We start from the raw sequence: 12,073 nt of genomic DNA, 5'->3' as shown, positions 1-12,073 counted from the left end.
CCGGTGAATTTGGAAGCGCTGACCACCGAAGCGGCCGACGCACGCTACGCCCGGATCGACACGCTCGAGGTGGCCGAGTTGGCCACCCTCATGAACGAAGCCGATCAGGCGGTGCCGCTGGCCGTCCGCGCGGCGCTGGGGCAGATCATCCCCGCGATCGAGGGTGTGGCCGAGCGCATGGAACGGGGCGGACGGCTCTTCTACGTCGGGGCCGGCACCCCCGGGCGCATCGGCGTGCTGGACGCGTCGGAGATCCCGCCCACCTTCTCCACCCGCGACCGCGTCATCGGAATCATGGCCGGCGGGCCGCGGGCGGTGGTGGAGGCGGTCGAAGGCGCCGAGGACGACGCCGCCGCCGGTGCCGCCGCGATCGATGCCGCCGGTGTGGGGCCGGACGACTCGGTCATCGGCATCGCGGCGAGCGGGCGGACCCCCTTCGTCATCGCAGCCGTCGCGCGGGCGCGCGAGCGAGGTGCCCTCGGCATCGGGCTGTCGTGCAATGCCGGCACGGAACTGAGCCGTGCCGCCGATCACGGCATCGAGGTGATCGTCGGCCCGGAGTTCGTCAGCGGGTCCACGCGGCTGAAGGCCGGTACCGCCCAGAAGCTCGTGCTCAACATGTTCTCGACGATCGCCATGGTGCGCCTGGGCAAGACCTACGGCAATCTCATGGTCGACGTGAAGGCGTCGAACGACAAGCTCCGACTGCGGGCGACGCGCATCGTGGCCCAGATCGCCGGAGTGGACGACGCGCGGGCACGCGAGGCACTGGAACAGGCGGGGTACTCGGTTCCCGTCGCGGTCGTCGCCCTGCGCCGGTCGCTGCCCACCGAACAGGCGCGCGCCGCGCTGGAAGCGGCCGACGGCCGCTTGCGCGTCGCGCTGGACGAAGAGCAGGAGGAACGGCCATGAGGATCCTCGGACTGATCTCGGGTACGTCGCACGACGGCATCGACAGTGCCGTCGTCGAGTTCCACCCGAACGAGGACGGACTTGAGGCATCCGTGGTGACGCACGGATCGGCGCCGTACGCCGCAGGACTGCGTGACCGGCTCGTACAGGCGCTGCCGCCGCGGAGCACCACTTTCGAGGAGGTGGCGCAGCTGGACACGCTCATCGGGCAGGCCTTCGCCGAGGCCGCCGTCGCGGCGATCGCCGACGCGGGGCCGGTCGACCTGATCGTGTCGCACGGCCAGACGGTCTACCACTGGGTCGAGGGGGCCCGCGTCATGGGCACCCTGCAGGTGGGGCAGGCGGGGTGGATCGCAGAGGCCACCGGAACGCCGGTGCTGTCCGACGTGCGCATCCGCGACATCGCCGCCGGAGGGCAGGGCGCACCCCTGGCGTCCACGATCGACGAGCTCATCCTCGCCGGGCGCGCGACGGGCGGCCGGCCCGTCGCTGCGCTGAATCTCGGCGGGATCTCCAACGTGACGGTCGTCGGCGCCGATCTCCCGCGGGCGTGGGACATCGGTCCCGCCAACGCCCTCATCGACGCGGTCGTCCGCGAGCGGGGCCTGCACGCCGCCGGATACGACGAATCCGGCGTCATCGCGGCGTCCGGACGCGTCGACGAGGCGCTCCTCGCGGCGCTCATGGACGAGCCGTACTATCGCCTCCCCGCACCCAAGAGCACGGGCAAGGAGCTCTTCCACCTCGACTACGTCCACGCGGCGCTCGAGCGGCTCGGACGCGACCTCGCCGACGCCGACCTCGTCGCGACCCTCACGGCGCTGACCATCCGGACCGTCGCCGACGCCCTCGCGTCGCTGGATCCCGCCGAACTGCTCGTGTCGGGAGGCGGCGTACACAACCGCGTCGTGATGGACGGGATCGCACGCGCGCTTGCGGGCGCTCGCGTCGGACGCACGGATGAGCTGGGACTCGGGGCGGATGAGAAGGAAGCCGTGCTGATGGCGCTCATCGGCTGGCTGTCGTGGCACGGGCTGCCCGGCACGACGCCGAGCGCCACGGGGGCCGGCGGGGGACGCATCCTCGGGACTCTCACCCCTGGTGCGGAGCCGCTGCGGCTCCCCGAGCCGTGCCCGCGTCCGGCCTTCCTGCGGATGACGGCGCCGCAGGCGAGGACGCGGGAGCATGGCTGAGATCACGCGCATCCGCACGCACGCGATCCGCCTCCCGCTGCGGCGGCCCTTCGTGACCGCGGTGCGCTCGGTCACGGCGCTGGATGCGGTGATCGTGTGCGTCGGCGACGCCGACGGTCGCACCGGGTGGGGAGAGGCGGCCGTGAGCTGGCGCGTCACAGGGGAGAGCGCGGCGAGCGTGGACGCGGTGACCGCCGGCCCCCTGTCGGAGTCGCTCCGCGGACTTCCCGCCGACGACCCGTCGGTGTGGGGCCCTGCTCTGGCCGCAGCCGTCGTGCACAACACCGCCGCGAAAGCCGCGGTCGACGCCGCGCTGTGGGACATCGCGGCCCAGACCGCGGGGCTCCCGGTACACCGGCTGCTCGACGCGGAGTCGACGAGCACGGTGCACACCGACATCACCGTGTCGGCGGCGGAGGAGGACGCGGTGCTGCGCGCAGCCGCGGAGCATGTGGCCGACGGTTTCGACGTCGTGAAGGTCAAGCTCGGGCGCGACGCCGACCGCGACGACGCCACACTGCGCGCGCTGCGGCGCAGTGCCCCGGCTCACATCCGGATCCGGGTGGACGCCAACCAGGGGTGGAGCGCGGACGAGGCGATCCGCCTCATCCGGGGCTGGGAGGACGACGATCTCGGCGTCGAGCTGGTCGAGCAACCCACGGCCGCCGCCGACATCGCCGCACTGGCCCGCGTGACGCACGCGACCGCGACACCGATCCTCGCCGACGAAGCGCTGTGGGGGCTCCGCGACCTGCACGAGATCGCGCGCATGGGGGCGGCCGACCTGGTGAACGTGAAGCTGGCGAAGTGCGGCGGCATCTCCCCGGCGCGCGAGCTGATCGCCCCCGCCCAGGCGGCGGGCATGCGCGTGCTCGTCGGGTCCATGCTCGAATCCGTCGTCGGCGTGACGGCGGCGGCGCACCTGGCCGCCACCCTGCCCGGCCGTGTCCATGACCTCGACGCCGGGCTGTGGCAGCGCAGCGCCCCGGTGCACGGCGGTGCGCGGTACGAGCGCGACCGCGTGGAGCTGGGCGACGCCGCCGGCTTCGGCATCCTCGCCCTCCGGGAGGACCTGTCGTGAGCGACACCCTGCTGGTGCCGGCCGTCGCGTGCGTGACCGCTCCGCGGACGGAGGGGCACGCTCCGACCGGGGCCGTGTTCGCCGTCGTCGAGGACGGTCGCACGGACATCGTGGCGAGCGGGATCGCCGACCTCGGAACGGGCACGCGGATGACCGTCGGGCACGCCTTCGACCTCGCCTCGGTGAGCAAGACGCTCACGACACTGGCCGTCCGGCGGCTCATCCACCTCGGGGCGCTCGCCGAGGACACGCCGGTCGGTTCGATCCTGGGTGCGCGCGCGGGGGTCGCCGCCGAAGCGACGATCGACGACCTCCTCCGGCACCGCGCCGGACTGAGGGAGTGGTGGCCGCTGTACCTCCTGCCGGAGGCGGAGGAGGACCCCGTGGCCGCGGCGCTGTCCTTGGCGCCGCGCTATCCCCGCGGGGCGGGACGGCACTATTCCGATCTCGGCATGCAGGCTCTCGGCGCCGTCATCGCGCACGTCACCGGCTCGGCCTTCGCGGAGGCCGTCCGGCAGGTCCTGCTCGACCCGCTCTCCGCCGCAACCGTGTCACCCGGTGCCCCGGCTGCGGGCATGTCCGTGGTGGCAGGCCCCGACGGCGACGCCATCGAACGCGAGATGGTGCGCAGCGGTGTGCCGTATCCCGTCGACGTGGATCCCGCGGGATTCGCGTGGCGGAGCGGCATCCTGCGCGGGGAGATCGCCGACGGCAATGCCTTCCACGCCTTCGGTGGCGCGGCGGGCCACGCAGGGTGGTTCGGCGACGCCGACGGGATGCTGCGGATCGCCGCCGCGATCGCCGCGCCCCAGGCGTGGGGACTCGGCGCCGCGAGCGCTGCGGCCTTCCGAGCCGCCGTCGACGCAGGGCAGGGGCAAGGTCTCCTGCACCACCGCATGCGGTGGCGGGGGACGGATCGGCTCTTCCTCGGCCACAACGGGTTCACCGGAGCACTCGTGGCCGCCTCGCCGGCGACCGACGATCAGCCCGAGGTGCTCACCGTCCTGCTGACCAACCGGCTGCACGGCCGCCCGGCACCTGGGCGCGACCGCCTCGTACCGGTCGACCTCCTCTGGCGCGAGGCGATGTCCCGTGCCGACGCCCTCCTCCATCCCTCCACGACGGGAGCCACTCCGTGACCGCCCCTCTCCTCTCCGTCCGCGACCTGCGGGTCTCCTTCACCACCCCCAGCGGCCCCTTCGACGCCGTCAAGGGGGTGAGCTTCGACGTCGCCGCGGGGGAGACCGTCGCGATCGTCGGCGAGTCCGGCTCCGGCAAGTCCACCGTCGCCGCGAGCATCAATCGCCTCCTCGCCGGCAACGGGCGCATCACGGCGGGGGAGATCCTGTTCGAAGGGCGCGACCTCGCGGGGCTGCCGGAGCGCGACATGATCTCGCTGCGCGGAGCCGGCATCGGCATGGTGCCGCAGGACCCGATGTCCAACCTCGACCCCGTGCACACGGTGGGCGCTCAGATCCTCGAGGCGCTCCAGGTGCACGGCCGGCCCGGCGGCCGCGCCCGCGTCGTGGAGCTGCTGGAGTCCGTCGGCATCCCCGATGCGGGGCGCCGCTACGAGCAGTACCCGCACGAGTTCTCCGGCGGTATGCGGCAGCGGGCCCTCATCGCGATGGGGCTCGCGTGCGAGCCGAGGCTGCTCATCGCCGACGAACCGACCAGCGCACTGGACGTGACCGTGCAGCGGCGCATCCTCGACACGCTGGCGGAGCTGACCGGGGGCGCCGGCACCGCCGTCATCCTCATCACCCACGATCTCGCCCTCGCCGCCGAACGCGCCGACCGGGTGCTCGTGATGTACCGCGGGGAGCTGGTCGAGTCCGGGCCCGCCCGGGCGATCCTCGAGTCGCCGCGGGAGGAGTACACGCAGCGGCTGGTGGCGGCGGCGCCGAGCCTGGTCACCGTGCCGCTGATCGCACCTCCGGCGCCCGGCGCGGCGCCGGAGACCCTCGTGAGCCTGGAGGGAGTCGGCCGCAGTTACCGGATGCGGGGCACTGCGCGCGGCGAGGAGTTCTGGGCCGCTCGCGATGTCAGCTTCACCATCCCGCGAGGGCGCACGGTCTCGGTGGTGGGAGAGTCGGGATCGGGAAAGTCGACGACGGCGAAGATGCTGCTCGGGCTGGAGACCCCCAGTGAGGGTGTCATCCGCATCGGAGGGAAGGACCTGTCCGCGCTGCGTGCGCGGCAGATGTTCGCCGTGCGCCGTCAGGTGCAGCCGGTGTTCCAGAACCCGTTCGCCTCGCTCGACCCGCGCTACACGATCGCCCAGTCCATCGCCGAGCCGCTGCGCGTGCACGGCATCGGCGACCGCAAGAGCCGCAGCATCCGTGTCCGCGAACTGCTCGAGCAGGTGGCGCTGGCCGGCTCCGTCGTCGAGCGGCTGCCGCACGAACTGTCCGGCGGACAGCGCCAGCGCGTCGCGATCGCACGCGCCCTGGCCCTGGAACCGGAGCTCATCGTCCTGGACGAGGCCGTATCCGCCCTCGACGTGCTCGTGCAGGCCCAGATCCTCGAACTGCTCGTCGCGCTGCAGAACCGACTGGGCCTCAGCTACCTCTTCATCAGCCACGACCTCGCCGTGGTGAACATGATCTCCCACGAGGTCCACGTCATGCAGCGCGGGCGGATCGTGGAGTCGGGTACGCCGGAGCAGATCTTCCGGGCACCGGAGCAGGACTACACGCGCGAGCTGCTCGCCGCGATCCCGGGAGGGGCGCTGGCGTAAGACGGCGGCGCGGCCGTGCGACGGCGCGAGCTCAGTGCGAGGGGAGCTTGATGGTGCCGGTGCCGGGGTGCTCGCGGGGCATGCGGTCGCGGTCGTACGTGATGTCGGTGTAGCCGTGCGGAGCGGGTCGTCCCTCGGCATCGAGGTTGACGAAAACGATCTTCTCGATCGTGAGGATGCGCTCGCGCGTGATCATGTTGCGGACGACGGCCCGCATGGTCAGTGACGTCTTCCCGAACCGCGTCGCGGTCAGCCCCATCTCGATGAGGTCGCCCTGCAGGGCGGATGCCTCGAAGTTGATCTCCGAGATGAGCTTGGTGACGACCCGGTGGTTGCCCATCTGCAGGATGGCGTAGATCGCCGCCTCCTCGTCGATCCACCGCAGCAGGCTGCCGCCGAAGAGGGTGCCGTTCGCGTTCAGATCCTCGGGGCGCACCCATTTGCGGGTGTGGAAGTTCACGCCCTCTTCGGACCAGTACCACCCGTCTTCCTTCTTCTTCTTCGCCATGCCCCCACGGTACGCCGGATGGCGTCGGCGACCCTTGACTCCGGGACCCAGAGGGCATTAACTTAGGTCAATGCCTAAGTATCGAGAGGATGTCGACCGGGTGCTTCGCGCGCTCGCCGATCCCACCCGCCGTGGGATCGTCGAGCGGCTCGCGAAGGCGCCGGCGGCCGTCTCGGTGCTGGCGGAGTCGTTCGACATGTCGCTGCCCTCGTTCGTGCAGCACCTGGGCATCCTCACCGACGCGGGCATCATCACGTCGGAGAAGACCGGCCGGGTGCGCACGGTGAGCCTCCGGCCCGGTGCGCTGGACGTGCTGCACCTGTGGCTCGACGAACAGCGCACCGACGCCGAGCGGCGCGCCGACCGGCTCGGCATCCACCTCGCCCGTCATTCCGAAGGAGCCCCCTCATGACCCGTGTCCGCGTCGATCTCAACATCTCCCTGGACGGTCGCGCCACGACCGTCGACCAGACCCCCGACGATCCGTTCGGGCAGGACTGGGGCCGGCTGACGGAGGCGTACGTCGCCACGCGCACGTTCCGCGAGCGTGTGCTGCACGACACCTCCGGCGCCGGCACCACCGACCTCGACGACGAATTCGCCGCCCGCTACTTCCAGGGCATCGGCGCCGAGATCCTCGGCGCCGGCATGTTCGGGCTCCACGCGCACCCGGATGACCCGGAGTGGCGCGGATGGTGGGGCGACGAGCCGCCGTTCCGGGTGCCCGTGTTCGTCCTCACGCACGAGCGGCGTCCGTCGCTCGAGATGGCCGGCGGCACGACCTTCCACTTCGTGACCGCGTCGCCGGAGGAGGCGCTCGCCATGGCGACGGAGGTGGCAGGCGGCGGCGACGTCCGGGTCGGTGGCGGCGCCACGACGGTCCGCTCCTTCCTCGCCGCAGGGCTCGTCGACGACCTGCACGTCGCGATCGCGCCGATCATCCTCGGCCAGGGCGTCAACCTGTGGGACGATCTGCGCGGCCTCGAGCGGGACTGCCGGATCGAGACCGTCGTCGCCCCCAGCGGCACCATCCACGTCACCTTCACGCGGGAGCGGCGATGAGCGCGCCAGCCGGCCGCAGTGTCGCGCACGCGGGCTTCACGCTCGTGCGGGACTACCCCGTCCCGGTGGGTGAGGTGTGGGCCGCGTTCGCGGAGGAGGAGCGCAAGCGGGAATGGTTCGGCGAGAGCCCCGAGTGGGAGACGGGGGAGTGGCGTTTCGACTTCCGCGTCGGCGGACGCGACGTCGCGGTGGGTGCCTTCCACGGCGGGCCGGTGTCGCGCTTCGAGGCGACGTACACCGACATCGTCGCGCCCGAGCGGATCGTCGTCACCTACGACATGTGGCTCGACGGTACGCACATCTCGACCTCGGTCGTGTCGTACGAGTTCGAGGAGATCGAGGGCGGCACGCGGTTCACGCACGGCGAGCACGGCGTCCACCTGGACGGGTTCGACGACGGGTCGATGCGGGAGCGGGGCTCGGAGGGGGTCCTGGATCGCCTCGGCAGCTACCTGGAGTCGCGCCGCGGCTGACGGGTGGGCGACCCTCGCGGGGTCAGGGGGTGTGGGCGCTGACGTCCCGCTCGACGATGCGTCCGGCCTCGGCGAACAGGTCGCGCATCCAGGCGTGCTCGGGGTCACGCGAGTGCACCGGATGCCACCACAGCGCATTCACGATCGGGGTGGGCGGAAACGGCAGGCGGAGGACGCGCGTCCCGCCCAGCTGCGCGGCGAACGGCGCGAGTGCCCCCTGGATGAGCCCCACCCGGTCGGTTCCCTGCACGAAGTGGGGGAGGCTCAGGAAGCTCTCCACCACGACGGCGACGCGCGGCTCGACACCGAGCTGCTGGATCTGGCGGCTCACGAACGTGAACGCGCTGCGGGAGGCGTAGGTCATCACCACCGGGAGCATGCCGAGGTTCTCCATCGTCAGCTCCTCGCCCACGGCGGGATTGTCGTCGGCGACGAGGGCGAACCAGTCGTCGCGCCACGCGTCGCGATAGGGCAGATCGCTCAGGAAGCCGTGCGGGATGATCATCGCGTCGGCCGAGCGCAGGCGGTTGGCGGCATCCTCCACGACCGCCGGCGTGTGCAGAATGAAGCGGAAGCGCACGCCCGGGCTGCGTTCGGCGGCGAGGCGGGAGACGACGGTGCCGATCGTGGCGAAGCCGTAGTCCGAGCCGTAGATGGAGAACTCGCGCGTCGACTCCGCCGGGGCCCATGTCGCCTGACTGTCGAACACGCGCCGCGTCGCCTCCAGCGCCGTCGTCACGTGCTCGGACAGCCGCAGGGCGAACGGCGTGAGTTCATGCGTGTTCCCGCGACGGGCCAGGATCGGATCGTTGAAGTGCGTGCGCAGGCGCGACAGTGACGCGCTCAGCGCGGGCTGCGTCAGATGCAGGCGCTCGGCGGCGCGCGTGACGCTGCGCTCGGTCAGGAGCGCGTCCAGGGCGACCAGGAGGTTGAGATCCAGACGGTTCAAGCGGGAGCGGTCCACCATAAGAACGGATGATATCCCACATCGGTAGGATCGACTTCCTTTATGCGTCGGCTGCTCCCAGGATGGACCCAGGGCGGATCCGTGCCCGCAGCTCTTCCGAAAGGATCGACGATGATCAAACTTCTCGCGCACCTCTCCTATGTCGCGATCACCACCCCCGACGTGGACGCGTCCGTCGAGTTCTACACGACGCACGTGGGGCTGACGGAAGTCGCCCGTGAAGACGGACGTGTCTACCTGCGGTGCTGGGGGGACTACTACTCCTACTCGGTGGTCGTGGTCCCCGGCGACGAGCCGGCACTGGAGACGATGGCCTGGCGCACCTCCAGCCCCGAAGCCCTGGACGAGGCGGCCCGCCGTCTGGAGGCTGCCGGCGTGGAGATCGAGTGGTTCGACGGCTACAAGATCGGCCGCGCCCTGCGCTTCGTCGGTCCATGGGGTCACCCCATGACGCTGCACTGGGACGTCGAGCGCCACCAGGCGCCGGGCCACGTCGCCTCGATCTACCCCGACCGCCCGGAGAAGCGCTCCAAGGTGGCGGGGGCGCCTCGCCAGCTCGACCACGTCACGATCGCCACGAGCGACGTCGACGGATTCGCGGCCTGGTACAACGAGGTGCTCGGCTTCCGCATCATGGCGCGGACCGTGCTGGACGAAGCCCCGCTGTCGGTCTTCTCGGTGCTCACCACGAACGAGAAGTCCCACGACCTGGGTGTCGTCCTGGACGGCTCCTCGCGCGCCGGACGCGTGAACCACTACGCCTTCTGGGTGGACACGTACGAAGAACTCCTCATCGCCGCCGACACGCTCATGGAGCACGACATCCCGATCGAGTACGGTCCGTCCATCCACGGCATCGGCGAGCAGACCTTCCTGTACTACCGCGAGCCGTCCACGATGCGCATCGAGCTGAACACCGGCGGGTACCGCAACTACGTCCCGGACTGGACTCCCAACACGTGGAAGCCCTCGCAGGGTTCGAGCAACTTCTATCGCAACGGCGCCATGCCCATGTCGATGACCGAATCCTTCCCGCCCGCAGACGGGCCCTCGGCGACCGAGGAAGGCGTGCCGGAGGAGATCCGCGCCGCCCTCATCAACCCGTACACGCAGCACGGCTGAGCCCGGCATGGAGACCCCGATGACGACGACGTCCACCGGCCTGACGGCCCCCTTCGCCCTGGCCCGCATCGAGGAGGGCGGGCAGGCGCGCCCGGCTCTGGTGGCAGGCGACCGCATCCGCCCGCTGGCGCCCGCCGAGCTGGGCGACCTCAACGCCTTCCTCGCCGACCCCGATTGGGACCGGCTGGGAGCGCTGGCCGGGGAGGGGGGCGACGCGTGGCGTCCGCTCGGCGAGGCGAACCTGACGGCGCCGGTCGAGCCCCGGCAGGTGCTGCAGGCCGGAGCGAACTACCGCACGCACGTCGTGCAGCTGATCGTCGCGGGGCTGACGAAGGGCGACGCGACGCGCGACCCGGAGGAGGCGCGCGCGCACGCGGAGCGGATCATGGATGCGCGCGCGGCGAGCGGGCGGCCGTTCGTCTTCATCGGCCTGCCGCAGTGCGTCGTGGGCGCAGGCGAGCCGCTCGAGCTGCCCGCATACAGCCAGACGCACGACTGGGAGCTGGAACTGGCCGTCGTCATCGGGCGCCCCGCGTTCCGGGTCGATCGGGAGCACGCGATGGAGCACGTCGCCGGGTACACGATCGTCAACGACATCACGACCCGCGACCTCGTCTTCCCCACCGACGTCGGCGACATCGGCGCGGACTGGTACCGCGCGAAGAACGCTCCCGGGTTCCTGCCGACCGGTCCGTTCCTCGTCCCGGCGCCCTTCGTGGATCCGGCGGACCTCCGCGTGCGGCTCGAGCTCAACGGCGACGTGATGCAGGATGCGACGACGGCTGAGCTCGTCTTCGACGTCCCTTCGCTCGTGGCCGCCGCCTCCCAGACCGCGCCGCTGAACCCCGGCGACCTCCTCCTGACCGGCAGCCCGGCCGGCAACGGCCAGCACTGGAAGCGATTCCTGCAGGACGGAGACGTCATGACCGGCTCGATCGAGGGTCTGGGCACCCAGGTGGTGCGCTGCGTCGCAGAAGCAGGTGCACGATGACCGCTCAGGAGAGCGTCGCTGCGCCGTCGGAGAATCCGGCGGACCTGGACCGGGGGAACCCCGAGGCCGAGATCGCGGCACGGGCCGAGGCGTACCGCAACTGGGGTCGCTGGGGGCAGGACGACGTGCTGGGCACCCTGAACTTCATCGACGAGGGCAAGCGCGCCGACGCCGCGCGGCTGGTCACCCTGGGGCGCGTGATCTCGCTGTCGCAGAAGTTCGACACCGACGGCCCGCAGAAGGGGTGGCGCCGGCGCATCAACCCCGTGCACACGATGACCGACACGGGCACCGATGCCGAACGGGGCACCCAGGGCTTCCCGCACGGCATCGGCGGCGCCGACGACTACGTCACGATGCCCCTGCAGTGCTCCACCCAGTGGGACGGGCTCGGGCACATCTTCGACCACGGCAACGCGTGGAACGGGCGCCGCGCCGGTGATGTCGTCACCAGCGACGGCGACCTGGTCACCGGCGTCGAGCATGCCCGCGACGTCATCGTCTCCCGCGGCGTGCTGCTGGATCTCGGCCGTCACCTGGCTCCGGAGACCGGAGAGCTGCCCGACGGCTATGCCATCACCGCATCCGACCTCGACGCGTGCATCGCCGCACAGGGCGCCACGAGCGCCGTCGGCCGGGGCGACATCGTCCTGGTGCGCACCGGTCGCTACACGCGCGCGCTCCGCGAGGGATGGGGCGAGTACGCCGGCGGACCGGCCCCCGGCCTGTCGCTGACGACGGCGGGATGGCTGCACCGCACCGAGATCGCCGCGATCGCCACCGACACGTGGGGATTCGAAGTGCGCCCCAACGAGTTCGACGCCGCCGCCTTCCAGCCGCTGCACCAGATCGTGATCCCCAACATGGGCCTGACGATCGGCGAGATGTGGAACCTCGACGAACTCGCCGCGACGTGTGCCGAACTCGGGCGCTGGGAGTTCCTGCTGTCGGCACCGCCGCTGCCCATCACCGGTGCCGTCGGATCCCCGATCAACCCCGTCGCCCTCCTCTAACCCGCCACGAT

General features: G+C 71.4%; 13 protein-coding genes. 11 read left to right on the top strand and 2 right to left on the bottom strand.

Features of this window, described 5'->3' with window-relative positions:
- Positions 1-3: 3 nt before the first annotated feature.
- Genes murQ through E4V99_RS04655 form a run of 5 tightly spaced genes read left to right on the top strand, consistent with a single transcriptional unit; the run spans position 4 to position 5,926 of the window.
- Positions 4-912, top strand: coding sequence for an N-acetylmuramic acid 6-phosphate etherase (gene murQ, locus E4V99_RS04675; RefSeq protein WP_135063035.1), 909 nt, complete (start codon positions 4-6; stop codon positions 910-912).
- Positions 909-2,105, top strand: coding sequence for an anhydro-N-acetylmuramic acid kinase (locus E4V99_RS04670; protein WP_135116545.1), 1,197 nt, complete (start codon positions 909-911; stop codon positions 2,103-2,105). The genes murQ and E4V99_RS04670 overlap by 4 nt, the downstream gene beginning before the upstream one ends.
- Positions 2,098-3,186: a dipeptide epimerase gene (locus E4V99_RS04665; protein WP_135063039.1), complete on the top strand. Its 1,089-nt coding sequence runs from the start codon at positions 2,098-2,100 to the stop codon at positions 3,184-3,186. The genes E4V99_RS04670 and E4V99_RS04665 overlap by 8 nt, the downstream gene beginning before the upstream one ends.
- Positions 3,183-4,325: a serine hydrolase domain-containing protein gene (locus tag E4V99_RS04660; RefSeq protein WP_167747702.1), complete on the top strand. Its 1,143-nt coding sequence runs from the start codon at positions 3,183-3,185 to the stop codon at positions 4,323-4,325. Before E4V99_RS04665 ends, E4V99_RS04660 begins: the two co-directional genes overlap by 4 nt.
- A complete protein-coding gene (locus tag E4V99_RS04655; RefSeq protein ID WP_135063043.1) occupies positions 4,322-5,926 on the top strand; it encodes an ABC transporter ATP-binding protein in 1,605 nt (534 codons plus the stop codon). Before E4V99_RS04660 ends, E4V99_RS04655 begins: the two co-directional genes overlap by 4 nt.
- 31 nt (positions 5,927-5,957) lie before the next feature.
- Here E4V99_RS04655 and E4V99_RS04650 read toward each other — a convergent pair whose 3' ends face one another.
- Complete coding sequence (locus tag E4V99_RS04650) at positions 5,958-6,434, bottom strand: acyl-CoA thioesterase (protein WP_135063045.1); 477 nt, start codon at positions 6,432-6,434, stop codon at positions 5,958-5,960.
- A gap of 70 nt (positions 6,435-6,504) precedes the next feature.
- Between E4V99_RS04650 and E4V99_RS04645 the strand changes: the two genes are divergently transcribed.
- The 3 genes from E4V99_RS04645 to E4V99_RS04635 are packed head-to-tail and all read left to right on the top strand — an operon-like array spanning position 6,505 to position 7,969.
- Positions 6,505-6,846, top strand: coding sequence for a metalloregulator ArsR/SmtB family transcription factor (locus E4V99_RS04645; RefSeq protein ID WP_135063047.1), 342 nt, complete (start codon positions 6,505-6,507; stop codon positions 6,844-6,846).
- On the top strand, positions 6,843-7,496 hold the full coding sequence (locus E4V99_RS04640; RefSeq protein WP_135063049.1) for a dihydrofolate reductase family protein: 654 nt from the start codon (positions 6,843-6,845) through the stop codon (positions 7,494-7,496). Before E4V99_RS04645 ends, E4V99_RS04640 begins: the two co-directional genes overlap by 4 nt.
- Positions 7,493-7,969, top strand: a complete 477-nt coding sequence (locus E4V99_RS04635; protein WP_135063051.1) for an SRPBCC domain-containing protein — start codon at positions 7,493-7,495, stop codon at positions 7,967-7,969. The genes E4V99_RS04640 and E4V99_RS04635 overlap by 4 nt, the downstream gene beginning before the upstream one ends.
- Before the next feature lie 22 nt (positions 7,970-7,991).
- On the opposite strand, the gene E4V99_RS04630 is transcribed toward E4V99_RS04635, so the two are convergent.
- Positions 7,992-8,936: a LysR family transcriptional regulator gene (locus E4V99_RS04630; RefSeq protein ID WP_135063053.1), complete on the bottom strand. Its 945-nt coding sequence runs from the start codon at positions 8,934-8,936 to the stop codon at positions 7,992-7,994.
- 111 nt (positions 8,937-9,047) lie between these two features.
- Here E4V99_RS04630 and E4V99_RS04625 point away from each other — a divergent pair, with 111 nt between their 5' ends.
- The 3 genes from E4V99_RS04625 to E4V99_RS04615 are packed head-to-tail and all read left to right on the top strand — an operon-like array spanning position 9,048 to position 12,062.
- A complete protein-coding gene (locus E4V99_RS04625; protein ID WP_135063056.1) occupies positions 9,048-10,058 on the top strand; it encodes a VOC family protein in 1,011 nt (336 codons plus the stop codon).
- 19 nt (positions 10,059-10,077) lie between these two features.
- Positions 10,078-11,049, top strand: a complete 972-nt coding sequence (locus E4V99_RS04620; protein ID WP_135116544.1) for a fumarylacetoacetate hydrolase family protein — start codon at positions 10,078-10,080, stop codon at positions 11,047-11,049.
- Entirely contained in the window at positions 11,046-12,062 is a 1,017-nt protein-coding gene (locus E4V99_RS04615; protein WP_135063060.1) for a cyclase family protein, read from the top strand. Before E4V99_RS04620 ends, E4V99_RS04615 begins: the two co-directional genes overlap by 4 nt.
- Positions 12,063-12,073 lie beyond the last annotated feature (11 nt).

Origin of the sequence: Microbacterium sp. dk485 (assembly GCF_004570445.1) — a bacterium.
Lineage (GTDB): Bacteria > Actinomycetota > Actinomycetes > Actinomycetales > Microbacteriaceae > Microbacterium > Microbacterium wangchenii.
Note: the sequence above shows the minus strand (reverse complement) of the source record. Positions and strands in the feature narration are given on the sequence as shown.